This is a genomic window from Kribbibacterium absianum, from assembly GCF_030067705.1.
Classification (GTDB): Bacteria; Actinomycetota; Coriobacteriia; order Coriobacteriales; family Atopobiaceae; genus Kribbibacterium; species Kribbibacterium absianum.
Window position 1 is genome coordinate 170,881 of sequence record NZ_JASJEX010000001.1, and the last position, 25,369, is coordinate 196,249.

24 protein-coding genes and 2 pseudogenes are annotated in these 25,369 nt (G+C 67.6%); 20 read left to right on the plus strand and 6 right to left on the minus strand.

Annotation, left to right across the window (positions count from 1 at the left end; genetic code table 11):
- Window positions 1-133: 133 nt before the first annotated feature.
- Complete coding sequence (locus QJ043_RS00735) at window positions 134-901, minus strand: MBL fold metallo-hydrolase (RefSeq protein WP_283712257.1); 768 nt, start codon at window positions 899-901, stop codon at window positions 134-136.
- Between the two features lie 385 nt (window positions 902-1,286).
- Between QJ043_RS00735 and QJ043_RS00740 the strand changes: the two genes are divergently transcribed.
- Both QJ043_RS00740 and QJ043_RS00745 read left to right on the plus strand, forming a co-directional pair.
- On the plus strand, window positions 1,287-2,540 hold the full coding sequence (locus tag QJ043_RS00740; protein ID WP_283712258.1) for an ammonium transporter: 1,254 nt from the start codon (window positions 1,287-1,289) through the stop codon (window positions 2,538-2,540).
- Between the two features lie 27 nt (window positions 2,541-2,567).
- Window positions 2,568-2,915, plus strand: a complete 348-nt coding sequence (locus QJ043_RS00745; protein WP_283712259.1) for a P-II family nitrogen regulator — start codon at window positions 2,568-2,570, stop codon at window positions 2,913-2,915.
- Between the two features lie 85 nt (window positions 2,916-3,000).
- On the opposite strand, the gene QJ043_RS00750 is transcribed toward QJ043_RS00745, so the two are convergent.
- Window positions 3,001-3,762, minus strand: coding sequence for a transposase (locus QJ043_RS00750; RefSeq protein ID WP_283712260.1), 762 nt, complete (start codon window positions 3,760-3,762; stop codon window positions 3,001-3,003).
- A 322-nt stretch (window positions 3,763-4,084) separates the two neighbouring features.
- Between QJ043_RS00750 and QJ043_RS00755 the strand changes: the two genes are divergently transcribed.
- Window positions 4,085-4,468: a Rid family detoxifying hydrolase gene (locus tag QJ043_RS00755; protein ID WP_283712261.1), complete on the plus strand. Its 384-nt coding sequence runs from the start codon at window positions 4,085-4,087 to the stop codon at window positions 4,466-4,468.
- 171 nt (window positions 4,469-4,639) lie between these two features.
- Here QJ043_RS00755 and QJ043_RS00760 read toward each other — a convergent pair whose 3' ends face one another.
- Complete coding sequence (locus tag QJ043_RS00760) at window positions 4,640-4,999, minus strand: YccF domain-containing protein (RefSeq protein WP_283712262.1); 360 nt, start codon at window positions 4,997-4,999, stop codon at window positions 4,640-4,642.
- Between the two features lie 243 nt (window positions 5,000-5,242).
- Window positions 5,243-5,863 carry a GNAT family N-acetyltransferase gene (locus tag QJ043_RS00765; RefSeq protein WP_283712263.1) on the minus strand — a complete coding sequence of 207 codons (621 nt, stop codon included), beginning with the start codon at window positions 5,861-5,863 and terminating at the stop codon, window positions 5,243-5,245.
- 139 nt (window positions 5,864-6,002) lie between these two features.
- Here QJ043_RS00765 and QJ043_RS00770 point away from each other — a divergent pair, with 139 nt between their 5' ends.
- The 5 genes from QJ043_RS00770 to QJ043_RS00790 all read left to right on the plus strand — a co-directional run bounded on the left by QJ043_RS00770 (window position 6,003) and on the right by QJ043_RS00790 (window position 10,317).
- Window positions 6,003-6,605, plus strand: a complete 603-nt coding sequence (locus QJ043_RS00770; protein WP_283712264.1) for a TetR/AcrR family transcriptional regulator — start codon at window positions 6,003-6,005, stop codon at window positions 6,603-6,605.
- Window positions 6,606-6,941: 336 nt separating this feature from the next.
- Window positions 6,942-7,292 carry a phenylpyruvate tautomerase MIF-related protein gene (locus QJ043_RS00775; protein ID WP_283712265.1) on the plus strand — a complete coding sequence of 117 codons (351 nt, stop codon included), beginning with the start codon at window positions 6,942-6,944 and terminating at the stop codon, window positions 7,290-7,292.
- A 91-nt stretch (window positions 7,293-7,383) separates the two neighbouring features.
- Window positions 7,384-8,823: a S10 family serine carboxypeptidase-like protein gene (locus QJ043_RS00780; RefSeq protein WP_283712266.1), complete on the plus strand. Its 1,440-nt coding sequence runs from the start codon at window positions 7,384-7,386 to the stop codon at window positions 8,821-8,823.
- 93 nt (window positions 8,824-8,916) lie between these two features.
- Entirely contained in the window at window positions 8,917-9,888 is a 972-nt protein-coding gene (locus QJ043_RS00785; RefSeq protein WP_283712267.1) for an alpha/beta hydrolase, read from the plus strand.
- Between the two features lie 249 nt (window positions 9,889-10,137).
- The gene (locus QJ043_RS00790; protein ID WP_283712268.1) at window positions 10,138-10,317 is read left to right on the plus strand and encodes a hypothetical protein; all 180 of its coding nucleotides are present in this window, start codon (window positions 10,138-10,140) and stop codon (window positions 10,315-10,317) included.
- 83 nt (window positions 10,318-10,400) lie between these two features.
- On the opposite strand, the gene QJ043_RS00795 is transcribed toward QJ043_RS00790, so the two are convergent.
- Complete coding sequence (locus tag QJ043_RS00795; RefSeq protein WP_283712269.1) at window positions 10,401-11,699, minus strand: L-serine ammonia-lyase, iron-sulfur-dependent, subunit alpha; 1,299 nt, start codon at window positions 11,697-11,699, stop codon at window positions 10,401-10,403.
- A gap of 258 nt (window positions 11,700-11,957) precedes the next feature.
- Here QJ043_RS00795 and QJ043_RS00800 point away from each other — a divergent pair, with 258 nt between their 5' ends.
- The 12 genes and pseudogenes from QJ043_RS00800 (at window position 11,958) to selD (ending at window position 24,586) form a co-directional block, all read left to right on the plus strand.
- Window positions 11,958-12,881, plus strand: a complete 924-nt coding sequence (locus tag QJ043_RS00800; protein WP_283712270.1) for an NTP transferase domain-containing protein — start codon at window positions 11,958-11,960, stop codon at window positions 12,879-12,881.
- Between the two features lie 177 nt (window positions 12,882-13,058).
- Window positions 13,059-13,694: a nucleotidyltransferase family protein gene (locus QJ043_RS00805; protein WP_283722723.1), complete on the plus strand. Its 636-nt coding sequence runs from the start codon at window positions 13,059-13,061 to the stop codon at window positions 13,692-13,694.
- A 20-nt stretch (window positions 13,695-13,714) separates the two neighbouring features.
- A pseudogene (locus QJ043_RS09790) lies at window positions 13,715-14,701 on the plus strand (xanthine dehydrogenase family protein molybdopterin-binding subunit); the annotation flags it as partial.
- Between the two features lie 103 nt (window positions 14,702-14,804).
- Window positions 14,805-15,707, plus strand: a pseudogene (locus QJ043_RS09770) (xanthine dehydrogenase family protein molybdopterin-binding subunit); the annotation flags it as partial.
- A 2-nt stretch (window positions 15,708-15,709) separates the two neighbouring features.
- The gene (locus QJ043_RS00815) at window positions 15,710-16,183 is read left to right on the plus strand and encodes a (2Fe-2S)-binding protein (RefSeq protein WP_283712272.1); all 474 of its coding nucleotides are present in this window, start codon (window positions 15,710-15,712) and stop codon (window positions 16,181-16,183) included.
- On the plus strand, window positions 16,177-17,013 hold the full coding sequence (locus QJ043_RS00820; protein ID WP_283712273.1) for an FAD binding domain-containing protein: 837 nt from the start codon (window positions 16,177-16,179) through the stop codon (window positions 17,011-17,013). Before QJ043_RS00815 ends, QJ043_RS00820 begins: the two co-directional genes overlap by 7 nt.
- A gap of 97 nt (window positions 17,014-17,110) precedes the next feature.
- A complete protein-coding gene (xdh, locus tag QJ043_RS00825; RefSeq protein ID WP_283712274.1) occupies window positions 17,111-19,681 on the plus strand; it encodes a selenium-dependent xanthine dehydrogenase in 2,571 nt (856 codons plus the stop codon).
- A gap of 186 nt (window positions 19,682-19,867) precedes the next feature.
- On the plus strand, window positions 19,868-21,172 hold the full coding sequence (locus QJ043_RS00830) for a double-cubane-cluster-containing anaerobic reductase (RefSeq protein WP_283712275.1): 1,305 nt from the start codon (window positions 19,868-19,870) through the stop codon (window positions 21,170-21,172).
- A 254-nt stretch (window positions 21,173-21,426) separates the two neighbouring features.
- Entirely contained in the window at window positions 21,427-22,044 is a 618-nt protein-coding gene (gene yedF, locus QJ043_RS00835) for a sulfurtransferase-like selenium metabolism protein YedF (protein ID WP_283712276.1), read from the plus strand.
- Window positions 22,045-23,220: an aminotransferase class V-fold PLP-dependent enzyme gene (locus tag QJ043_RS00840; RefSeq protein WP_283712277.1), complete on the plus strand. Its 1,176-nt coding sequence runs from the start codon at window positions 22,045-22,047 to the stop codon at window positions 23,218-23,220.
- 4 nt (window positions 23,221-23,224) lie between these two features.
- Entirely contained in the window at window positions 23,225-23,467 is a 243-nt protein-coding gene (locus QJ043_RS00845; protein ID WP_283712278.1) for a putative Se/S carrier protein, read from the plus strand.
- Between the two features lie 72 nt (window positions 23,468-23,539).
- Window positions 23,540-24,586, plus strand: coding sequence for a selenide, water dikinase SelD (gene selD / locus QJ043_RS00850; protein WP_283712279.1), 1,047 nt, complete (start codon window positions 23,540-23,542; stop codon window positions 24,584-24,586).
- A 17-nt stretch (window positions 24,587-24,603) separates the two neighbouring features.
- On the opposite strand, the gene yqeC is transcribed toward selD, so the two are convergent.
- Window positions 24,604-25,323 carry a selenium cofactor biosynthesis protein YqeC gene (yqeC, locus tag QJ043_RS00855; RefSeq protein ID WP_283712280.1) on the minus strand — a complete coding sequence of 240 codons (720 nt, stop codon included), beginning with the start codon at window positions 25,321-25,323 and terminating at the stop codon, window positions 24,604-24,606.
- Window positions 25,324-25,369: the final 46 nt, after the last annotated feature.

Below are 25,369 nucleotides of genomic sequence, written 5' to 3' on the forward strand. Positions count from 1 at the left end.
GTCCCCTTTTGCACACGTCCCCTTTTTTCGGAGCACGCCGAGCCTGTTCTTTTGGTTGGCGACGCGTGAATTGACCGTGTGGCCCGCTTGCGTGGAAGAGGCAGAAGCGGCCGATCGGCTCGATTCAAGGGCTCTAGAGCTGCACGGCCCACTCGCCGTACTCGAACCTTCCTGAGCCGTGACGGAGCAGGCCGCAGCCGGCAAGATCTACGAGCGCATCGCGCACCTCGGACAGGAGCTCTGGGCGCACCTCCAGGCCGTGGTGCGCGGGGAGCACGCGTTTGACCGGAAGTCCTGCCACGCGCCGCAGCGACGCAAGATAGGCGAGCGGGTCAGTGGAGGGGAAGTCCGCGCGCAGCGTTCCCAAATACACGAGGTCCCCGGTGAACAGATAGCCACGCTCCGGCTCCCAGAAACACAGATGGCCGGGGGAATGGCCGGGCGTGTGGAGCGCTTGGACGGCGCGGCACCCCAGGTCGATCCAGTCATCGTCGTTGAGCAGCCGGGAAGGCTCGCCCTGGAACACACGGTATCGGTCGATGTCGAAGCCGTTCGGAGCGTCAAGCCCTTCGAGAAGCATCGCCCGGATGCGTTGTTCCGGAAGCGGGAACCTGCCTCGGAGCCAATCCAGCTCCGCCTCGGGAGCGCAAAAGCTCGGGAAGCTGCCAAGGCTGCCGATGTGGTCCCAGTGGACGTGTGTTGTGACGGCCGTTGTGGGCAAATCTGTGAGCCGGGACACGGGCTCCGCGATGTCGAGCACGCCGAGCCCGGTGTCGATGAGGAGCGCCCGATCGCGTCCACGCAGCACATAGGAGTGGGTCTCCTCGGGATGGCCGTACTCGCTGATGACCCACGTGTCGTGGTCAATCGGCTCGACGGTGAACCAGTCTTCTCGGTTCATAGGTGCTTCCCCTCGTTGTATGCGACAAAACCCGAGCGAACCGCGTCACAAGGCTCGGGCGCGTCAAATGAAGCGTAGGCCATCGCAGTCGAGGAGCCCCAGGCCAGCTGGGCCTCTCTGTGGAGCGGTCGTGCATAACCAACGAAACCGCCCGCCGAAATGCTCCGTCTCCATTGTCAGCGGCAATGTGCAAAAGGGGACTGTCCCTTTTTGCACATGCTCTCTTGAATCAAACTGAATTACTTGGAAGTTTCATGGAAGTGGCAGCGCCGTAAGCGTGTCCCTTACATCGCGTTACCGAAACACCCAGGCAACCAGTTGCGAGCATTCTCCCAGCTAGCGGCGCTAGCAGCGGGGCCGGCGCCACGAGCGTGAGGAGGATGCCATGTTCGACACTGGCGACACCGCCTTCATACTGATTTGCGCGTTTCTCGTATTCATCATGACGTTGGGCATCTCGTTCTTTTACGGCGGCATGGTTCGTCGAAAGAACGTGGGCGACACGATGCTGCTCTGCACATCGGTGGCCGGGCTGATCTCCGTGCTCTGGATCGTCGTCGGCTACAGCCTGGTGTTTGGAAGCGGGTTCAGCGTGGACGGCGTCGCGAACGCGGTGCTCGGCGGCCTCGACAAGTGCTTTTTGACGGGCGTCACCATCGACACGGCCTGGGGCACTATCCCCGAGTTCGTGTGGGCGCTCTACCAGGGCATGTTCGCGCTCATCACGGTCGCGATCATCTCCGGTGCCATCGTCGAACGCATGCGCTTCTCGAGCTTTCTCGTCTTCATCGGCGCGTGGATGCTGATCGTGTACTGCCCGCTCGCGCATATGGTGTGGGGCGGCGGCTGGATTGACAGTGTCCTCGGCGCCCACGACTTCGCCGGCGGCGACGTCGTGCACATCAGCTCCGGCGTCTCGGCGCTCGTGCTGGCCATGATCTTGGGCCCGCGCTTCGGCAACGGCCGCCTCAACTACCAGCCGCACAACGTGCCGTTCGTGCTGCTCGGCACGCTGTTCCTGTGGCTCGGCTGGTTCGGCTTCAACGCGGGTTCCGCAGGCGCCGCCAACGGCCAGGCCGGCCTTGCGTTCGCGACCACCAACACCGCCGCAGCCGCCGCGATGCTCGCCTGGATGGCCTGCGAGAAGCTCGCGACCGGCAAGGTCACGCTGTTCGGCGCGTGCTCGGGAGCGGTCGCGGGTCTCGTCGCCGTGACGCCGAGCGCCGGCTATGTGGACGTCTGGGCGTCCCTTGTGATCGGTGCGCTCGTCGCGGTCGTGTGCTACTTCGCCGTGAGCAAGCTCAAGCCGCGCATGGGCTACGACGACGCCCTCGACGCCTTTGGCGTGCACGGCGTCGGCGGCATGGTGGGCACCGTGCTCACCGGCGTGTTCGCGAACCCGGTTCTGGGCGGCTTCGCAGGCCTTCTGTACGGCGACCCGATGCAGGTGGTGCGCCAGCTGGGCTCCGTGCTCTTCGTGGTCGTGTGGGCCGGCGGCCTGACGTTCGTGATTGCCAAGGCCGTGGAGCGCGTGGGTCACGGGCTGCGCGTGAGCCACGACCAGGAGGAGGTGGGCCTCGACATGGCCACCCACGGCGAGCCGAGCTACCCGGCCTATCAGGGCATGGACCTGCACTAATCCGAGACGGGCGAAAGGGACTGTGAGATGAAGCGGATTGAGGCAATCGTCCGACCGGAGCGCACGAGCCGTGTGCGCGACGCGCTGGTGGCGGCCGGGGCGGCGGGCATGACGGTGACGCAGGTGCAGGGCATGGGAAGCCTCCATGGGTTTCTTGAAGAGGGCGTCACGGATGTGACGCAGGTGCTGCCGAAGACGCGGATCGACATCGTCTGCCGCGACGAGGACGTCGAGCGCTTTGTGGAGGCGGTCATCGGCGCGGCGCGCACCGGCGAGCCGGGGGACGGCAAGGTCTTTGTGAGCCCGGTAGAGGAGGCCGTGCGCATCCGTAACGGCAAGCGGGGCGACAACGCGCTCGTGGCGGAGGAGCTCTAGCCCGGACGCTTCGGAGAGAGCCATTTGTCCACGCTCCGACTAGCTGGAGCGTGGACAATTCGCTTTGACCGAAGCGTCCAGAACGTTAGGCTGCCTCCCTCAGAAGCTCAGCGCTCAGGCTCTTTGACACCCCGGTGACCAGCCCGATCTGTCGGCAGGACAGGCCGGCCTCTGCCAGGGACTGGAGCGCTGCGGCGCGCTCGACCCTCGGCAGCCCCATGACCTGAAGAGGCTCGAGGGGGAACAGCGCGAGGCGGGCGCGCTCGAGCACCTCTGCAAGGGGCGCTTGGCGCAGCGACCCCTCGAGCTTGAGGCAGCTCGGGTCCGTCTCGTCCCTCCAGTGCATCGCGAGGAAGTTCTCCAGGGAGCCCGCCATCTCCAAGATCGGGCGCGTGTCGCAGATGAACCCGCCGTTGAGGTACTCGTCGAAGCTGCTCCACCGGTACGAGAGGCCGTCCGTGAGGCCTCCGGCCAAGGGGTTCCGGTGCACGTAGACCACGGTTGCCAGCAGCTGCTCGTCGGACGTGAGCTCCACGCGCTTGAACGGCCCTTGGAACAGGTGGCCTGAGCGTTCGTAGCGTTGGTTGAACTCGAACGCGTACGTGGAGTCGGCCCACTGCATCGCGCGGCTGATGTTAGTGCGGGGCCCCGTCACAACCCAGTGGGAGTGGTTGTCCATCAGAGCCCAGCAAAGGATCGAGCAGTCGCGCTTGGCCATCGCGCCGTGCACGAAATCCAAGTATCGGGCGCGGTCGTCGTCCTTCTCAAAAAGGATGTGCTTGCCGACCCCGCGCGTCATGATGTGCAGGAAAGCGGGGTCGTTCGCGGTGTCGGTTCTGATGCGCATGGCAGCCTCCTTTGATGAGGGTGCCGTGCGTCTGAGATGCGGTTGAGGTCGGACACCCGTGACGAGGGTGCGGACAGTGATTCGACCATTGTGGACAGCGGAGCGCGCGAGGCCCCTGAAACGAAGGGACTTCAGGAACTCTGCAGAAGATGTTCGGGAGCGTGGACAAACGGCTCTCTCCGAAGCGTCCAACCGTGGACAAACGGCTCTCTCCGAAGCGTCCGCGGGCCGACGCACCCCGTTGCCCTTTCGAGGCCCCGTCCCTCGATTTGTGCCGTGCTAGGATGGGCGCGTCCTGAACGTGTTCCCTAAGGAGAGTTTCATGAACAACCAGGCCATCGCCACCAGCAACGCCCCCGCCGCCATCGGCCCCTACAGCCAGGCCATCAAGGCCGAGGGCGTCTCGATCAACGTGAGCGGCCAGCTGCCGATCGACCCGGCCACCGGTGAGTTCGCCGGCGACGACATCGCCTCCCAGACCCGCCAGTCCCTCACCAACGTGCAGAACATCCTGGCCGAGGCCGGCGCCTCGATGGCCGATGTGGTGGAGACGGTCGTCCTTCTCACCGACATCAACGAGTTCGCCGCGATGAACGAGGTCTACGCCGAGTTCTTCTCCGAGCCGTTCCCCGCCCGCGCCGCTTTCGCCGTCGTCGCCCTGCCCAAGGGCGCGAAGGTCGAGATCAAGGCCGTTGCCCGCGTCTAGCTCCGCCGCGTGTGGCGCCTCGGGCTCCGTGGGGGCTCGGGGCGCATTTTCATGTCTCGGTGTCAGCTCATCTGCGGACGTCTGCCCGCGCTCGATGCGCCGGTGCCAGCGTCCATCGTGACCCGCCCGAACAGCAACGATGCCGTGCTCGTCGACGCCAGGGCCCCTACCTCACCCGACCGTTGCGCCGAAGGGGAAGAGCGCGAGCTTGGCCATCTTGAAGATCTGCAGCCCAAAGGGGATGCCCACCACGGTGAGACAGAAGAGGGCGCCGAGCACGACGTAGGCCAGGGCCTCCCAGAGTCCCGCGAGGAAGAACCAGAAGACGTTGGCCACCAGGGAAGGGGCGCCGCCGCCATAGGTGATGGTCTTTCCAAAAGGGGCGAGGGTGAGGGCGGCCATCTTGAAGGCCTGGCGGCCAAGAGGTATCCCGATGATCGTGATGGAGAAGACGAGGCCGGCCACCGCCCAGCCGAGGGCCGTCCAGATTCCTCCGAGCAAGATCCAGACGATGTTGCCGATGGTGTGCATGGAGGTCCTTTCGCGAGTCGCAGACGACCGCCGCCGGCGTCGTGCCCAGCGCACGATTCTGGGCACGACGGCCCTGTCGACGGTGTGGGGCGCGCCCCTCTCTGTAAGGGCGGTGAAATGGCAACTGTAGGCAACGGCGGGGGTCTCCGCAAGAATCCCGTGCCTTATCGCAGGCCTCTTCCGGCCGCGGGTCGGCGGTGCCTGGGCGCGGCCACGCTCGGTGTTCCGTCTGGCGTGGCGCCGTCACAGCGTCCCTGCGTAGAGGTAACACTCCATGACCCCGGTGGCGCGCCCCTTCGTCCCCGGGATATCGATGGTCCTCGCGCCGATGCGGGAGAACCCGCGGCGCTCGTAGAACTGCCACGTGCAGGCGTCGTCGGTGTAGAGGTACAGGTTGCGCCCGCGGGCGCGGTCGCGAAGCGCGTCGAGGAGCGCTGTGCCCACACCGCGCGCTCCGGAATCGGGGTCGGCCGCCAGGAAGAGCAGCTCTCCGTCCACGTCATGACGCTCTCGGTAGGCGGCGAGCATCTCGGCGTTGGCGCGGTCGTAGGCGCTCTCTGTCCCGGTGGCCAGCAGACGTTCTGCAACGCCGTACACCCTCTGGTACAGGCGCTGGCACCACGAGAGTCCGAGCGGCGCCTCATCGTCCAGGCGGGCCAGGAGCGCGCCTAGGAACCGATCGCCCTCGCCGTAGGCTCCCAGCGCGATCGTCGCCTGGGCGAGTTCCTGGTAGAGGAAGCTTCGGGCGTACAGGCGAGCCAGCCACACGTTCGGCACGTACCGGCCGAAGTGCATGCCTGTGCGGGCGAACTCAACGAGCGCGGTGTGGTCCTGCGGGCGCAGGGACGCGATTCGGATAGCCATTGGGTCTCCCTTCCGTCGAGGGCCTTTCTTTCCTCGAGCCTAAAGGGAAGCCGCGGACGATACTATGGGCAAAACACTGATGAGGTGTCGCTTACACGACAGTTGTGGCGCCATCTGTCGAGAGACCAGAGGAGATTCCGTGAACCCCGACGACCGCCGCTCGCGCCGCACCCGGGCCGCGCTTCAGGAGGCCCTTGTGCGCCTTCTGGCCGAGAAGCCGCTGGAGGCCGTGACCGTTCGCGAGCTTGCCGAGGCGGCGGATGTGCACCGGGCGACCTTTTACAGCCATTACCAGGACATCTACGATCTCCATGCACAGGTCCAGAGCGCCCTGGTCGCACAGATTGAGGAGCTGGTCTCGGGTTGGGAACTGTCCTACGGGGAGTTCTACGCGCGGTTGGTGAGGGCGGTCCGCGAGCGTCCGGACCTCTTCCGGCTCGTCCTGACGGGATCCGGCTCACCGGCCACGTCCTCCGAACTGGCGGCCTACCTCGAGCGCCGGTATCTCGAGGTGTGGTGCATGGAAGTGGGCAGGGAGAGGCCGACCCAGGCCATGGCCCTCGCGGCGGCCTTCCAGGTGACAGGTCTGCTCGCCGTGCTCGGCCGTTGGGTTGAGGGCGGGTTCACGGAGCCCGAGGAGGGCATCTCGCGCCTTTTGGCCGGACTTGAGGAGGCCACGGACCGCGTGGTCGAGGAGCGGGGCGCGGCTCTCGAACCTGCGACGGGTTTGGGGCGTCGCTGAGGCGCGGCCGCTGTGGTGCGTCTCGGATTCTCCCATCGCGGATCCCAGATCGGGCCCACGCGAGGGCGCGTGCCCTTTAGCAGTTGTGGAGACGGAGGCACTCGCGGGGCGTCCGGAAATGAAAAGCCATGGATGTGTCCATAACCCGAGGGTCCCGAGGCATCCTCAGGACGGCCGGAACCAGGCTTGGAAGGCCGAATGAGGAGCGAATCGGCATCCACCGATATCAATGGGTGCCGAATGTGGAGGCGCTCCTCCGGCCTCCCCGGTTTTGTTCAGGCGCGTTGCTACCATGGGGACAGATCCGCACTGACGGTTCCCAATCGAGGGGGTCCCATGCCTGTGATTCACACCCGTACCTCCGTGGCGGTCACCGACGAGCAGCGCGAGGCGCTGAAGACCGCGTACGGGCAGGTCATCGAATGCGTGCCCGGCAAGAGCGAGCAGTGGCTCATGTGCCTCTTCGACGACGAGGTGCCGATGTCCATGGCCGGGCGCTTTGAGGAGCCCTGCGCCTATGTGACGGTGGACGTGTTCGCGCGCTCGGACGTCGACCCCGGCGTGTGGCAAGAGATGACCCCGCAGATCTGCGACGTGCTCCAGGGCGTGCTCGGCATCGACCCGGCGCGCGTGTACATCAAGTACGGGCGGAGCGCGGACTTCGGCTGGAACGGCATGAACTTCTAAACGAGCGTGGACAATTCGCTTTGACCGAAGCGTCCACACGACCGAGCGTGGACAAATGGCTTTGACCGAAGCGTCCACAGAGGGGGCAACCATGGCTGAGGAGCACGTGGCCGCGACACCTGAGAAGGCCGCCGCGGCGTCCAAGACGTTCACCTGGCGCGCCGGCGAGCAGGCGCTCCAGTACGATGCGACGGCCGAGACCGTCGAGTGCCTGGCGCGCGACGGCGCGAAGCTGGGCGACATGTTCTGCCTGTCCTTCGTGGTGCCGAGGAACCCGAACGCCCCGCGCCCGGTGACGTTCTGCTACAACGGCGGGCCGGGTTCCTCGAGCGTGCCCATCGACTTCGGCGGGTTCGGCCCGCGCATCTTGGCGGAGAGCCCCGACCTGGCACACCTGTCGACGCCGTGGCCGGTCGTCGACAACCCGCACACGCCGCTGCCGGTCACGGACCTCGTCTTCATGGACGCGCTCGGCACCGGCTACTCCACCGTCGAGAAGGGCAAGGAGGCCGAGGTCTGGTGCGTCGACGGCGACGCCAAGGCCTTCGCCGCCGGCATCGCCGCATGGCTCACGGCGCACGGGCGCTGGGGCTCGCCGGTGTACCTGATGGGGGAGAGCTACGGCACGGTGCGCAACGCGGTGCTCGTGCGCATGCTGCAGGAACAGGGAGTGGGCGTGGCCGGTGTGGTCATGGTGTCCGCGCTCTTCGACTGGTCGCAGACGCTGCCCGGCAACGTGCTGTACTACGCGGGGCTGCTGCCCACCTATGCGGCCTGCGCGCAGTGGTTCGGCCGCGCGGGCCAGGGCGAGGACCCCGATGAGTTCTTTGAGCGCGCGTGCCGATGGGCCGGGGAGCAGCTCGCACCGGCGCTGTTGCTCGGCGACGCCGTGGCGCCGGAGCGCGAGCGGGAACTGGCCGGCCAGATGGCCGAGCTCGTGGGCGTATCGGAGCAGTGGCTGCTCGAGCGGCACCTTCGCGTCGAGCTGGAGGACTTCCGCCAGGAGCTGCTGCGCGACGAGGGCAAGGTGGTCGGGAGGCTCGACATGCGCCACTGGACGTGGCTCGACCAGCCGGTGCAGCTCAACGGTGACCACATCGCCGCAGAGGACCCAGCCGACGATGCGACCAACTCCGCCTGCGTTGCGGCGTTCCGGGCGTTCCTCCAGGAGCTGGGGTACGAGGGCCCGTCCGTGTACCTGGACAACAACTACGAGAAGGTCAACAAGGACTGGAAGTTCGCGCACCAGGCGCCGGGCGTGCTCGACACTGGCATGGCGCCCAACGTTGCCTACGACCTGGCGACCGCGATGCGCCGTGCCCCGCGCATGCGCGTGTGCCTGATCGGCGGCCGCTACGACGCCGCGACCCCCTGGTGGAACGTGGAGCAGACGCTGGCGAACCTCTATCTGCCGACGGAGCTCAAGGCCAACATCGAGGGGCACCTCTACGGGTGCGGCCATATGGCCTACTACGACGCGGACACCAACGCGGCGATGGGCGCGATGCTGCGCGACTGGTATCAAAAGTAAAATGTGAATTTAGGGACAGTCCCTTTTTGCACACGCCCGGTCGTGGAGCGGTGCTTCCGGGAACCGTCTCGGGCTGCGCGCAGAGGGGGAGCGATGCTCAAGAAGGTCGCGATCGCGGCGGGCGTCACCGCCGGGGTCATGGTCGCTGCGGCGAACCTGCTGTACGACGCGCTCCTCGTGCCGGCGAGCCCTCTCTCTGTGCGCAGGTTCTTCGAGAGGGACGCGGTCGCGGCGAGCCGTCCGATGGACACGACGGGGCTCGGACCTGACGCCCAGGCCTGGCAGGAGCACCGTGCCCGCGCGCTGGAGTGGCTCGACGCCGGCACGTTCGAGGAGCTGACCTTGCGCGCCCCAGACGGCCCGGTGCTCTGCGGCCGTCTCTATCCGGCCGACCTGCCCACGCACCGTTGCGCGGTGCTCTGCCATGGGTACGTCGGGAGCCCCGGCAACCTGGCAGGCACGGCGCTGCGGTTTCACGACGAGGGCTGGAACGTCCTGATGCCGTGGATGCGCGGCCACGGGCAGAGCGAAGGCAAGAGCCTCACGGTCGGCGCCAAGGAGAGCCGAGACGTGCTCGGCTGGGTGCGGCGCCTGGTGAATCGGGACGGGGAGGCCGAGGTCCTCGTCTTCGGCAGTTCCATGGGCGGCGCGAGCGTGATGCAGCTAGCGGGCATGGAGCTGCCGAAGAACGTGCGGGCCATCGTCTCGGACTGCGGATTCTCGTCGCTCCGTGAGCTGATGGGCGAGGAATTCGGCCCCGCGATCCTCCCCGAGCTGCCGCTGATCGATGCCACGTGCCGGTTGCGGGGAGGCTTCTCCATCGACGACGTGAACGCGGTCGAGGCGGTGTCCCACGCCAGCGTGCCGATGCTCTTCATCCATGGGGCGGCCGACGAGCTCGTCCCGCCCGCGATGCTCGACGAGGTGTACGAGGCCTGCGCGTCGCCGCGCAAGCGCCGGCTGCTGGTGCCGGACGCGCCGCACGCTCAGTCGGTGACGGCCCATCCCGCGCTTTACTGGCGCGAGATGGACGCGTTCATCGCCGACGCGTGGGACGCGGCATAGGGCGCGCAGCGAGTCACCACCCGTCGGGTTTTGAATCGTCGACAGCATGAGGCCCCGGGCGCTGAGAGGAACGCCCGGGCACTAAAGGAGGAGATCCGACGAGCGAATGCGCGGCGACGGAAAAGGATGCGCACTGATGGAGGAGCTCGTCTGACCAAGCAAAATGTTAACTAGGCTAACCGGTGGCGCAACCCCGCATTTTTCGGAGTGCCCGAGAGGTATGCTTCTCCCACCGAGAGAGGAGTTGTTATGAACTTCATGACCAACGTCATCGCCGTCTACGGCCTTATGTACCTCGTGGGCATCGCGCTGCTTGCGCTCTTGATTTACTGGGTGGTCAAGAAGGCCATCAAGGACGCCTATCACGAGATGGCCGAGGAGCACGCGGAAGCGCACGGGCACGAGCACTGCTGCAACCACGACGAGTGACCTGCAAAAGGGGACGGAGCAATTCTGCAGGTCCGGCAGATGCCGGTAGAAAACCTGCAAAAGCGCTCCGTCCCCATTTGCAGCTACTTGTTGGCCATGATGTCGAGCATGACGGCATCTGCGTCGGCCATGCCCTCGCGCGCCAGGCGCGCCACGTTGCCCATGGCCTCCTCGGGCGTCTCGGCGCCGATGCCGTCGCTCGCGCGGATCACGCGCCCGCTTGCGCCCATAGCTGCGGCGAGGACGGCGGCGTGGCTCGCGACGGCCAGCTTCATGCCGCAGCTGGGCTTCGCGCCGTCGCAGACCATGCCGGCGATGGTGCCGCACATGGTCCGCACCGTCCGGCCGATGCCCTCGGCGTCCGCACCCATCAGGTAGGCCATGCCGCACGCGGCCGCCGTGCTCGCCGCCATGCCGCAGGTGCACATCGCCGTGAGCTTGCCCACCCGGCCGTTGGCCCAGGTGTTCACGAGGTGCCCGAGCGCGAGCGCGCGCAACGTCTGCTCGGCGGTCGCGCCCACCTCGGCGGCGGTCTCGGTGATGGGCAGCACGACGGCGAGCCCCTTGGAGCCCGCGCCGGCGCTGCTCATCACCGTACAGGGCGCGCCGTCCAGGCGGCTCTCAATGCCCGAGGCCACCTTGAGCACGATGCGGTCGCTGAGCCCCTTCCCAAAGACGCCGGTCGCCGCGCCGTCCGCCAGGGTCTGCCCGATCCCCACGGGGGACGGGCCCTCGGCCGCCCGGGCGGCCACCGCTTCGTTCATCTCGATCCCGTCGGCGAGAAACGCGAGGTCGGCGACGTCGCAACGCTCCGCGAGCGCGAGAATGCCGGCCAGGTCGAGCGCGACGACCTCCGCCGCCAGCTGCGCGTGCCTCTCCGCCGAGAGGGGCGCGCCGTCGGGGCCGTCGTCTGACGGTGGCAGCGGAGCGTTGTCCACTGCGCGTTCGATCACGCGCGTGTGCGCGCCCGATATCACGGTGCGCGCCACGTGACCGTCCGCGTCGGTGACCTCTGCCGCCGCGTAGACGCCGGGATGATCGGGGTCGATGGTCACGTGCGTCGCGGCCGCGAGCGCCTGCGCCTTGCGCGCGACGTCCGCGTCGATGGCCGAGAAGACCTCGAGCCCCAGCTCCGGCCGCGCGATCAGCGCACCGAGCGCGGCCGCGTGGTCCATGCCCGTCTCGGCGTAGCGCGGGATGCCCACGGAGCGGCCGTTCTTGAAGAGCTGCGGGCTCACGGCGAGCTCGATCGCCACGGGCTCGGACGTCAGGCGGCTGGCGGCGTCGGCCGCCGCGATGGCAGCGCAGGCGGGTTCGGTGCAGCCGAGCGACGGGGCGACGTCGGCGCGGAGCAGAGCAATGATGTCGGCGGGCGTGAGCATGGTGCTCCTTGTCAGCGAGGGAGTGCCCGCCGGGGATGCTGGGCGGACTGTCCAGATTGTAATGGTCGGCTGGGGCCGCGGGGTCGCATTGTCGGCCCGACGCGCTGCCCTGGACGCTTCGGTCAAAGCGATTTGTCCACGCTGCAGCCGAGTGAAGCGTGGACGATCGGCTCTGACCCAAGCGTCCAACCGTGGACAATGGGCTCTGACCCAAGCGTTCACGCAAGGGGTACCCTGCTGAGGGAGAAAAGAGGGGATATGACCGACAAACGCGTGGCTGCATGCATCGCGGCAGGGGAGAGCCTCTGGGCGAACCCGCTCGTGCCGGTGGGCGACGTCAGCGCGGTTCGCCGCGCGGTGATCGCGTTTCAACAGGCGGGGGCGTTCCCGCTCGTCGTCGTCACGGACCGTGACGACAAAGACCTCAAGGCCCACCTGGCCAACCGCGGCATCGTGTTCCTGCGCCACGACGAGCCGGGTCCCCACGAGCTCTTTGACTCCGTCAAGCTCGGGTTCTCGTTCCTTGCCCCCATGTGCGACTACGTGGCCTTCGCGCCGGTCAACACGCCGGTCTTCTCGGTGGACACGGTCCGGCGGCTCGTGGAGGCTTGCGAGCAGACCGCCCAGCCCTCCTATCAGGGCCACTCGGGGCATCCGGTGGTCGTGAGCTCGGAGGCGGTGCCGGAGGTGCTCGCGTACCAAGGGCCGGCTGGCCTGCGCGGCGCGATCCGTTCCCTGTCCGGGCGCCGGTGGGTGGATGTGGACGAGGAGTCAGTCACGGCGACGGTCTTTGACGACGACGTGATCGAGCGAGCCCTTCCCGCGAACGACGCCCAGTTGGTGCGACCCGTCATCAGGATGACCCTCGAGCGGGACGAGGCGTTCTGCGACGAGCGCACAAAGCTCCTGCTCTTCCTCGTTGAGCAGACCGGCAACTTGCGGCGCTCCTGCGACCTCATGGCGCTCTCCTACGCCAAAGGCTGGAGTCTCGTGAACGAGCTGGAGGACGCCGTGGGCTTCGCTGTCGTGAACCGTCGACGGGGCGGCGCCCAGGGCGGGGCGACCCAGCTGACGGACCAGGGCGCGCGCTTCCTGCACGCGTACCTTCGGCTCGAGCGGGGGGTGCTCGAGCACGCCCAGCGGCGTTTCGACGAGGAGCTGGCCGGCATCCTGAGGGGCTGAGGCGGCCGCCCGGCGGGTTCCCGCTTTAGTCCGCTGGGGAGTTCTACGGACGAATAAGTTGCACGGTACAAGCGGTCGACTCACCCTAGACACCGTTAGGTTTTCCAGAACATAACGCTTTGACAAGCCGAGAAAGGGGTTGCCTTGTCGGCCGATCAGCTGCGCCTATTCGCTGTGGTGTGCGTCGCGGGGCGGTCCCGGCGCATGGGGGCGTTCAAGCCTCTGTTGCCAGTGTGCGGGCGACCGATGGTTCAACAATCGATAGCTTCCGCGCTTCTCGGGGGCGCCTCGGGCGTGGTGTGCGTGACCGGCCATCGGGCTGAGGACGTGGAGGCCGTCGTCACGGAGGCCTTCGGGGACCGCGTAATCGTGGCCCGCAACGAGGCCCACGCGACGACGGACATGCTCCGCTCCATCCAGGTGGGCTGCGCGGCGCTGCCGAACTGCGACGCCTTTTATCTGCTGCCCGGCGACATGCCCGTTGTGCGCCCCCGCACGTTCAGGGTGCTCGCGGACGCTTGGGACGAGCGGCGCTCCGGTGTGTGCTTCCCCACGCTGGACGGCCATCGCAAGCACCCGCCGCTGATCGACGCCCGCCTCGCCCCGGCCATCCGTGCCTATCAGGGCGAACAAGGCCTCCGCGGCTTCTGGAACGCCCATCAGGCCCTCTGTCGGGACGTCCCCGTGACCGACCCCGGCACCTGGGTGGACCTCGACACGGCACAGGATTACCTGTCGTGCATAGCAAGGCTCAACCATCGAGCGAAGGAACAGGAGGTAGACGAGTGGAGAACATCAGCCGTCCCGTGGTGAAGAAGGACCACGAGGCAAAGATGTCCGGTCGCGCCGTGTACGTGTGCGACTACCCGGACGAGGGCTTGCTGACCGGCAAGCTCGTTCGGTCCAGCCGTCCCAAGGCCAAGATCCTCGAGGTCCGGGTGCCCACGCTGCCCGAGGGCTACGCGTGGATCGACCGCACCTGCGTGCCCGGCGAGAACCGCGTGCAGATCGTCAAGGACGACACGCCGGTCTTCGCCAACGAGGTCGTCGAGTTCATCGGCGAGACCATCGGCATGGTGGTGGGCCCCGACCCCGCGAAGGTGGCCGAGCTGGCTTCCCAAGTGGATGTGGCTTACGAGGACCTCGAGCCCTGCCTCGACGTTCTCGAGAGCGATGTCGCGTTCTTTGAGTACGAGTTCGGCCACGGGGACCTGGACGCGGCCTTTGCCGATGCCGACAAGGTCTATCAGGAGACCTTCCGCACCGGCGCCCAGGAGCAGGCCTACCTCGAGACCCAGGCCATGGTCGCCGAGCCCGAGGAGAGCGGGCGCATGTTCGTGCACGGCTCGATGCAGTGCGCGTACTACGTCCACGGCGCCGTGATGAAGGCGCTCGGCGTCGGCCCCGACCAGGTCCACGTGTTCCAGGACGTGACCGGCGGCGGTTTCGGTGGCAAGGAGGCCTTCCCGTCGATTCTCGCGTGCCAGGTGGCCGTGGCCGCCCGCACGGTGAACAAGCCGGTGCGCGTCGTGTTCGAACGCCGCGAGGACATGGAGTTCACGTCCAAGCGCCACCCGTCCGTCAACACCTACAAGGTGGCCGTCAAGGACGGCCGCGTGACGGCCATGGACATCGAGGTGGTCTTCGATGCCGGCGCGTACACCACGCTCTCCGCCGTCGTGCTCCAGCGTGGCATCATCGCCGCCCCGGGCGTCTACGACGTGCCGAACGTGCACGTGCACGGCCGCGCGATGAAGACCAACTCGAGCCCGTCCGGCGCGTACCGCGGCTTCGGCGCGCCGCAGACGTTCTTCTCGGTCGAGCTGATGATGGACCACATCGCCCGCGACCTCGGCGTCGACTCTTTGACGTTCAAGGAGTCCATGCTCGTCAAACAGGGCGACAAGACCTCCACGGACGGCCTCTATCACTTCCCAGTGCCGCTACCGCCGGGGCATCGGCATGAGCCTGTACTTCCACGGCGCCGGCTTCACGGGCACGGGCGAGCGCGACACGATCAAGGCCACCGCCAAGCTCCACAAGTACCCGGACGGCACCGTCGAGGTGCTCGCCTCCAACGGCGAGATCGGCCAGGGCCTTCGCACGACGTTCCCCAAGATCGTCGCGAACGAGCTCAACATCCCGCTCGAGAAGGTCTTCTACAACCATCCGGACACGGCGCGCGTGCCCGACTCCGGCCCCACGGTGGCATCGCGCTCGCTGATGACGGTGGGCGAGCTGCTGCGCCACGCGGCCGTCAAGCTCCGCAGCGATTGGAAAGAGGGCGAGGACCAGGTCGTCACCGAGCACTACAAGCAGCCGGATTTCATGATCGACTTCGACATGGCGACCTTCTCGGGCGACGCGTACCCCACCTACGCCTGGGGCGTCAACGCCATCGAGGTGGAGCTGGACACCTACACCGGCCTCGTGAAGATCCTCGGCGCCTACGGCAACTTCGATGTGGGCACGCCGATCGATTGGAACATCGTGATGGGCCAGATGGAGGGCGGGTTCCTTCAGGGCATCGGCTACGCCTCCATCGAGCAGATCGGCTACGACAAGACCGGGCGCATCCGCAACCGCTCCTTCTCGGACTATCTGATCCCGACCGCGATGGACGTGCCGAACATGCAGTGCCTGCTGCACGTCGAGAAGTACCCCTACGGCCCCTACGGCGCCAAGGGCGCGGGCGAGCTGCCGCTGGTGGGCGCCGCGGGCGCGTACGTGGAGGCCATGGAGCAGGCCCTCGGCAACGTCGAGCTGCACCACGCGCCGTTCACTGCAGAGGACGCAATCGCTGAGCTGGGAAAGGAGGCGGAGTAGCGATGGATGAGATCCGCTTCACGTTGAACGGCGAGGCCGTGGCCTACGACGGCAGCGCGGCCGACCGCCTGTTGGACGTCCTGCGCGACGTCTACGACGACCGCTCTGTCAAGTGTGGCTGCAAGGAAGGGGAGTGCGGAGCCTGCGCCGTCCTCATCGACGGCGAGCTGGTCAACTCCTGCATGGTGGCCATGGGCGCCGTGGATGGCTCGGCGGTGGTCACGCTCGAGGGCTACCGCGAGACGGACCGCTTTCGGGCGCTCGACAAGGCATTCGCCGAGGTGACGGCCGTGCAGTGCGGCTACTGCATCCCGGGCATGGTGTTGGCCGCCGAGGCGACGCTGGCCAAGCACCCGCACCCGACGGACGACCAGATCCGCGAGGGCCTGAGCGGCAACCTGTGCCGCTGCACCGGTTACAACGCCATCGCCCAGGCGGTGGCCAACGCCGCAGAGGAGGCGAACGGGCTATGGTAGACGGCTTTGTCCCCACGACGGTGGAAGAGGCTCTGGAGCTCAAGGCCAAGTTTCCTGAGCTGGTGCCCTATGCGGGCGGCACGGACCTGATGGTGGAGAACCGCCCCGAGGTGGACTATCTGTTCCTGAACAGGCTCTGCGACCTCAAGCACGTGACCGAGGACGACGAGCACATCCGGATCGGCTCGGGCGTGACGTTCACCAAGGCCATCGCCGACCCGCTCGTGCCGCAGGTGATGAAGGACGCGCTCGTCAAGATCGCGGCGCCGGCCATCCGCAACGCCGGCACCTTTGGGGGCAACCTCGGCAACGGCAGCGCGAAGGCCGACTCGGTGCTCGTGGAGTACGCGCTCGGCGCGCTGATCCGGGTGGGGTCGGTGGATGGCGACCGCACCGTCCCGGTGCATGAGTTCTACCGGGGGCGCAAGCAGCTCGACCTCGCCCCGAACGAGCTGATCCTCGAGGTGCTGCTGCCCAAGGCCAACCTCGGCCCCTACTACTACGAGAAGGTGGGCGGCCGCCGTGCCCTCGCCATCTCGCGGGTGGCGTTCTGCGGCGTGCTCACGACCGAGGCGAACGCGGACGGCAACGAGGTGATCCGGTCCATCTCGCCCTCCTTCGGCGCGGTGTCCGGCACGGTCCTTCGGTTCCCGGAGTTGGAGAGGCAGTTCGAGGGCCTGACGCGGGAGCAGGCCGCGAAGCAGCGGCTGAGCTTTGTGACCGCCTATGAGGACCACCTGAAGCTGACGGAGGGCCGCGTTTCGGCCGCCTACCGCCGGCAGGTGTGCCTCAACTTGCTGGGCGCGTTCCTGGACGCGGTCGGCATCTAGCGGCTGGACGCTTCGGTCAAAGCCATTTGTCCACGGTTGGACAGTGGGCTTTGACCGAAGCGTCCACAGTGTAAGGATTGATGAGAAAGAGAGAGCCATGTACACCATCACCGTCAACGGCGTGGCGCACACGACGGACAAGGACAAGAAGCTCCTGGACTGGCTCCGCGACGACCTCGGGCTCACTGCCACCAAGAACGGCTGCGCCCAGGGCGTCTGCGGCACCTGCACGGTCATCGTCGACGGCAAGAAGCGCAAGGCCTGCACGCTCAGGACCTCCAAGCTCGACGGCGCCGAGGTGCTCACCCTTGAGGGCATCCCGGCCGCCGAGATGCGCGTCTACGAGCACTGTTTCGCCGAGGCCGGCGCCGTCCAGTGCGGATTCTGCATCCCCGGCATGGTGATCAGCGCGAAGGCCCTGCTCGACGAGAATCTGACGCCCACCCGTGAGGACGTCAAGAAGGCCATCAAGGGCAACCTCTGCCGCTGCACCGGCTACCAGAAGATCGAGGACGCGATCCTGATGGCCGCGGACTACCTCCGCGAGGGCACCGCGTTGCCGGAGCCGCCGAGGACCCTCAAGATGGACGAGCGCGCCTGCCGTTACGATGCCGCCGAAAAGGTCAACGGCACCGGCCTCTACGTGGACGACATCCGCGTGCCCGGCATGGTCTGGGCCAAGAACGTCTTCACGCGCACGCCCCGCGCCCTGGTCAGGAGGATCGACACGCGCAAGGCCGACGCGCACCCGCACTGCGTCGCGGTACTCACGAAGGCGGACGTGCCCTGCGACAAGATCGGCCACATCCAGCAGGATTGGGACGTGATGATCGGCGAGGGCGAGATCTGCCGCTACGTGGGCAACGTCGTCGCGACCGTCGTTGTGGACGACAAGGAGCTGCTCGACGAGGTGGCCGGTCTCGTGGAGGTGGAGCTCGAGGAGCTGCCCCCGGTCACGAGCCCCGAGCAAGGGCTCGCGTGGGGGTCGCCGCGCGTCCACGAGATGGGCAACGTGATGAGCCAGGCGTCGCTCAGGCGCGGTGACGCCGACGAGGCCATCAAGAACTCGGCCCATGTGGTCACGCGCACCTATGTGACGCCCTGGCAGGAGCACGGCTTCATGGAGCCGGAGAGCTGTCTCGCGGTGCCGGACGACACGATCCCCGGCGGCGGGCTGCGGGTGTACACCACGTGCCAGTCGGTCTACGACGTGCAACGCGAGTGCTCCAAGATGCTCCAGGTGGAGCCGGAGCGCGTCCGGTGCATCTCACCGCTCGTGGGCGGAGGCTTCGGCGGCAAGGAGGACATGACCGTCCAGCCCTACGCCTGCCTCGCCGCCTGGGTCACCGGCAAGCCCGTCAACATGACCTACACGCGTCAGGAGTCACTCGACTACCACGTGAAGCGCCATCCGATGACGATGACCTTTACGACCGCCTGTGACGAGGAGGGCCACCTCACGGCGATGAAGGGCACGATCGTGGCCGACACCGGCGCCTACGCGTCGTTGGGCGGGCCCGTGCTCGAGCGCGCCTGCACCCACGCGGCCGGCCCCTACAACTACCAGAACCTCGACATCACCGGCATGTCCGTGTACACCAACAACGTCGTGTCGGGCGCCTTCCGCGGCTTCGGCGTCTCCCAGAGCTGCTTCGCCACCGAGCAGAACATCAACCTGTTGGCCGAGGCCGTGGGCATCGACCCCTGGGAGATGCGCAAACGCAACGTGATCAAGCCCGGCGAGCGGCTGCCGAACGGCCAGATCGCCGAGCCCAACTGCTGCATGGAGCAGTGCCTCGACGCCGTGAAGGACGTCTATTACGACAACCCGCACGCCGGCGTCGCCATCGGCTTCAAGAACTCCGGCACCGGCATGGGCAAGATGGACGTCGGCCGCGTGCTCCTGTCGGTGGAGGAGGGCAAGGTGCACCTGAGGACGTCGGCGGCCGACATGGGTCAAGGCGTGGGACAGGTCTGCCTCACCGAGGTCTGCGCGATGACCGGGCTGCCCCCGGAGGTGTTTGTGGTGGAGCAGCCCGACACGGCGCGCACGCCGGACTCGGGCACCTCGACCGCGTCGCGCCAAACGGTCGTGACCGGAGAGGCCGCCCGCCGTGCGGGCGAGAAGCTCGCCTGCGTGCTGGCGGCTGGCTACACGCTCGACGAGCTGGAGGGCCGCGAGTTCTACGGCGAGTACTCGGCCAAGACCGACGCGCTTGGGACGATTTCCGACAACCCCATCAGTCATGTGAGTTACTCCTACGGAGCCCAGGTGATCGTACTCGACGACGACGGCAAGATCACAAAGGCCGTCAGCGCCTTCGACGTGGGCACGCCGGTGAACATCCAGGCCGTCGAGGGTCAGATCGAGGGCGGGATGGTGATGGGCATCGGATACGGCGTGACCGAGAAGTTCGAGTGCGTGGACGGCATCCCGACGAGCAAGTTCGGCACCATCGGATTCATGCGCGCGGACGCGGCGCCCGAGCTGGAGGTGGTCCTCTGCAGGCCCGAGGCGGGCGACGAGCTGCCCTACTCCCTCGGTGCCAAGGGCTGCGGCGAGCTGTGCATGATCCCGACGGCGCCGGCCGCCGCGCTGGCCTATTACAAGCTGGACGGCGAGTTCCGGACCGAGCTGCCGTTGGCGCACACCCCGTACCGCAAGTAGCGCCCCGCTGTGCGTGGCCAGGCATTCTCGAATCCGTTGCGTAGCTGATGTGCAAATAGGGACTGTCCCTGTTTGCACATTGCATGTTTGATAACGAATGTTACGGACAAAGCATTTGCGGGACCGTCAGATTGTATTCATGCTGTAACAAGCGTTATATCCGCACGAGAAGAACGGAGTTACGGCATGGCTGACGAGAGGGTCGAGGTGGACTACCACCCCATGTGGGAGGCGCTCGGCATGGACCTGCCGGCGCACGACGCGCTGCTCGGCGCGGTGGGCGAGATGTACGGCGACATCTACCTCACACAGGAGAACCGCCCAGAGAGCACCGGGTACCTGGACTTCGTCGCGAGCAACATCCACTCCGGGCGCATCAAGGAGATGGTCGACGCCAAAGGGTCCGGCGATGCCACCAAGGTGATCGGCTCGTTCTGCCTGTACGTGCCGGAGGAGGTCATCACCGCGTGCAACGGCATCTCGGTCGGCCTCTGCTCCGGAGCCGATTGGGCCACCGAGCAGGTCGAGGAGCGCCTGCCGCGCAACACGTGCCCGCTCATCAAGAGCTTCACCGGCTTCAAGCTGGGCAACGTGTGCCCGTACATCGAGTCCTCCGACCTCGTGGTGGGCGAGAACACGTGCGACGGCAAGAAGAAGGCCTACGAGTACTTCGGCACTTTGAAGCCCATGCACGTGATGGACGTCCCGAACGTGCACACCGATGAGGCCCTGGCGATGTGGAAGAGCCAGGTGCGCCAGTTCGCGAAGCGCGTGGAGGAGGAGACGGGCGTCGAGCTCACGGTCGAGAACCTGCGCGCCGCCATCAAACAAGCCAACGACAAGCGCCGCGCGCTGCAGCGCCTCTCTGCGACGAGGGCTGCGGACCCGGTGCCCATCTCGGGCCTGGACTCGCTGCTCACTGTGCAGGCAGCCTTCATGGATGACCCGGCGCGTCTCACCGACGCCGTCAATGCGATGGCCGAGGAGTGCGAGACCCGTGTGGCGGCCGGCGAGGGCGCGGCTCCCCGGGGCGCCAAGCGCATCCTCTACACCGGCACGCCGATGGCCGTGCCCAACTGGAAGCTCTACAACATCATCGAGAAGGCCGGCGGCGTGGTGGTGGGCGAGGAGGCCTGCACCGGCTACCGCTACTACAAGGACCTCGTGGACGAGTCCGGCGAGACCGTGGACGAGCTGCTCGACGCCATCGCCGAGCGCTACTTCAAGATCAACTGTGCGATCTTCTCGCCCAATCCTGGGCGTGTGGAGGACATCGTGCGGCTCGCGAAGGAGCTCAACGCCGACGGGATCATCGACTGCGCGCTGCAGTTCTGCACCCTGTACGAGATGGAGTCGGCGGACGTGCAGGCCGCGGCCGAGGAGGCCGGCATCCCGTGCATGCACATCACCACGGACTATGCCAACGAGGACACCGGCCAGCTGACGACGCGTATCCAGGCCTTCCTCGAGATGCTGCGTCCGCGCCGCTAGCCCTCTGGACGCTTCGGTCAAAGCCGTTTGTCCGGGCCTGGACGCTTCGGTCAAAGCCAAACGTCCACGCTCCAGCCGGGCGCAGCCTGGACGCTTCGGTCAAAGCCAAATGTCCACGCTCCACCGGGGCGGAGCGTGGACAAACGGCTCTCTCCGAAGCGTCCGCGCTTTGGAGGGGACTGTGCGCGGGTAAACCGCCCTAGAGTAAGAGCACCGGCCACAAGTGCACCAGCCGTTCGAGAAGGGATTCCAGCATGCAGATCGATGCCCGCAACGTCACCTGCCCCAAGCCCGTGATCATGACCCTGGAGGCGCTGCGCTCCGTGCCCGCCGGCGGGACGCTCGAGGTGCTCGTCAACGACGAGGTGGCCCTCGGCAACCTCACGCGCCTCGCCAACGACAAGGGCCTCAAGCTCCTCGTGGAGGACGAGGGCGACCACAAGAAGATGGTCATGACCGTCGAGGGGGCGGCCGTGGACGTGTCGGACGCCGAGGCCGAGGCGGCCCAGATCTGCGTGCTCCCGGGCAGCGACCTCTGCGCGACAGTGGTCGCGTTCGACAAGGACGTGATGGGCTCCGGCAACGACGAGCTCGGCCACATCCTCATCAAGGGCCTCATCTATGCCCTCGCCCACGGCGACAAGGTCCCCGAGACGGCGCTCTTCTACAACGGCGGCGCGCGCCTCACCTGCGAGGGCAGTGAGAGCGTCGAGGACATCCAGGAGCTCGAGCGCCGCGGCTGCCGCGTGCTCACCTGTGGCACCTGCCTCGACTTCTACGGCATCCGCGACCAGCTCCAGGTGGGCGGCGTCACCAACCTCTACGAGATCGCGCAGGTCATCACCGGGCAGCCCGGCGTCATGGTGATCTAGGTGCGCTACCTCAACTGCGCCGCGACGTCACGGGACCGCCCTCCCTGCGTGGGGGAGGCCATGATCGCCGCTCTCGAGAGCTTCGGGAGCGGCTCGCGCGGTTACGGCGATGGCGAGCTGAGCGCCGCCCGCACGGTGCTCGCGGCGCGGCAGTCCATCGCGAGGCTGCTGGGCGCTTCGGACCCCTCGCGGGTGGTGTTCTCGGCCAACGTGACCGAGGCGCTCAACCTGGCCCTCTGGGGCGTGCTCAAACCGGGCGACCACGTGGTGGCGACGGCCTGGGACCACAACTCCGTGCTGCGGCCGCTCTACCGGTTGGAGCGTCTCGGCCTCGTCACGCTGGACCTGGTGCCGGCGGACGAGCGCGGCCGGCTGGACTACGACGCGCTCGAGCGCCTCGTGACGCCCGAGACGCGCCTGGTTGTGGCCTCGCAGGTCTCGAACCTCACCGGCAACGTGGCCGACGTGGCGCGGATCGCCCAGGTGGCGCACGGGAACGGCGCGCTGTTGCTGCTGGACGCCGCGCAGTCTGCGGGCGCGATGCCGGTGGACATGGGCGCGCTCGGCGTGGACCTGCTCGCGTTCACGGGGCACAAGGCGCTGCTCGGCCCCACAGGCACGGGCGGCCTCATCGTGGCGCCGGGCGTGGACGTGGAACCGGTGCTCACCGGCGGCACGGGCGTGCACTCCTACGAGCCGGGCCAGCCGGCCGAGTACCCCGAGCGGCTCGAGGCGGGCACGCTCAACCACCACGGCATCGCGGGTCTCGGCGCCGGCGTGGACTGGATCCTCGAGCAGGGCGTCGACCGCCTGCACGCGCACGACCTCTCGCTCGTGCGCCGGTTCGTGGCCGGGTGCCGGCAGGTGGACGGCTGCGTCGTGTACGGGGACTTCCCGGATGACCTGGGGCTACTCGACGGCGCTTCCTTCGACCACGGCCCGGTCGTGTCGATAAACCTCGATGGGTGGGAATCATCCGAATTGGCCGACGCGCTGGGCCAGGACTACGACATCGCCGTGCGCGCCGGCGCCCATTGTGCCCCGCGCATGCACGAGGCCTTGGGCACGCGTGAGACGGGCGCCGTGCGGTTCTCGTTCGGGCCGTTCACGACGGAAGAGGACATCGACGCCGCGCTGGCCGCGCTTGCCGAGCTTGCGGCGCCGGAGGAGGCGTGAGGGCATGGCTCGGAGACCCAAGCGGCCGCGCGCGGTGGCGAGCTTCTCGTCGACGTTCGACGCGATGGCTGCCGAAGGCGCGTGCAAGGACGCGGGCGTGGAGGGCCGGCTGATCCCGACGCCGGTGGCCATCAGCGCCGAGTGCGGCATGGCATGGTCGATGCCGCCCGAGGAGCGGGGCCACTTCGAGTCCGTGATGGCCGAGCGGGCCCTGCGCTTCGCTGCGGTGACGGACCTGGAGCTGTAGCGCATCGACCCCGCACTGGGACGCGGCCCGCCAGGCCGTGTCGTTTCTCGCTCTCTGAAGGAAAGGACCATCATGGCCGACAAGATCAAGCTCACGAAGCTCGCGGAGTGCGCCGGGTGCGGCGCAAAGGTGGGGGCGGGCACACTGGCGTCCCTGCTCAAGGGCATCGACGTGCACGAGGACCCGAACCTGCTCGTCGGCTTCGACACGGCGGACGACGCGGCCGTGTACAAGGTCACCGACGACCTCGCCATCGTCGAGACCCTGGACTTCTTTCCGCCCATCGCCGACGACCCGTACAAGTACGGCGCCATCGCCGCGGCCAACGCGCTCTCCGACGTGTACGCGATGGGCGGCGAGCCCAAGGTGGCGCTCAACATCATGGCGGTACCCGAGGACATGCCCCGCGAGGTCGTGCACGGCATCCTCCGCGGCGGCTACGAGAAGGTCTACGAGGCCGGCGCGTCCATCGTCGGCGGCCACTCGATCTTTGACGAGGAGCCCAAGTACGGCCTCTCGGTGACGGGGTTCGTGGACCCGGCCCGGATGTGGACCAACGACGGCGCGCAGGCAGGCGACGTCCTGGTGTACACGAAGCCGCTCGGTATCGGCGTCGCGGTGACGGCGGCGAAGGCCGAGCTCGCCAGCGACGAGGTGGTCTCGGCGGCGGAGGACGCGATGATGGCCCTCAACCGGTGGCCGGCCGACGTCGCGCAGGGCTTCACGGTCCACGGCGCCACGGACGTCACGGGCTTTGGCGTGATGGGCCACGTGCTCGAGATGGCCAACGGCGCGGACGTCTCAATCGATGTCGACACGGGCGCCTTTGAGCTGCTCTCCGACGACGTGCTCGCCTGGGCGCGCATGGGCCTGCTCCCGGCCGGCATGTACCGCAACCGCCGCTACGCCGAGGCGTACGTGGACGCGGCCGACGTGGACCGGGCGCTCGTGGACGTGCTCTTCTGCCCGGAGACATCCGGCGGCCTGCTGTTCTCGGTGCCGGCCGACGAGGCCGACGCGTTCGTGGCCGCGCTCAAGGCCGACGACCGGGTGTGCTGCGCCGAGGTCGTGGGCACCGTGGCGCCGGCGGACGGAGACGTGCGCATCCGCCTGCACTAGAGGGGGCCGTCAGGAGGCTAGCGGGGGACGTGGCACCGGGCCCACGTCCCCTCGACGAGCGAGACCGCGTAGACCGGCGACGCCACCTGCAGGTCATGGAGCGCGCGGGCGAGGCGCCGGGCCTTCGCGCGGCGCTCGGGCCCGTCTGGCCCGTCCACTTGGTTCACGAGGACTGCCTCCGGTAGCGGGTACTGGCCGCGGGCGAGCTCGGCCTCGATGACGCGGGCGGTCTGCTCGGGGGTGGCGGCCGCTCGGGCCGGGCAGTCCGCGCGCTGGCACCACAGCGCGGCACGGTGCGCGACCTCGACAACGGGGCGCCCCCAGCCGGACGACCCCACCACGAGCAGCGTGCGCGCGTCCTCGGGCACCGCCGGCTCCCATCGCTCGTGGGCCTTGAGCGGCAGGCGCTTCGAGCCGTCTGCCTCGACGAGGACGAGCGGCGCGAGCTCGCACAGGCGCCGCACGCCGAACGAAGGCTCCTGGAGCTTCCCGTGCTCGGCGGGGGCGCCGACGCAGGCGACTCGGCACTGGGCGAGGGAGCCGCGAACTTCCTCGGCCGTGGGGTCCCAGAGCATAGGGAGGTCGCTCGGCGGGAACATGCGGGTCGTGGTCGTCAGAAGGCAGAACTGGGCCGACTCGCCGGCCAGATGCCTCAGCAGCGACGTCTTGCCTCCCGAGCCGATCACCGCCCACAGGCCGCTCTCGACGCCCAGTTCCTCGCTCAGCGATGTGCTCACGTGGCCTCCGTTCGAACCGGCTGCTATTGTCACTCAAGACCAAAGG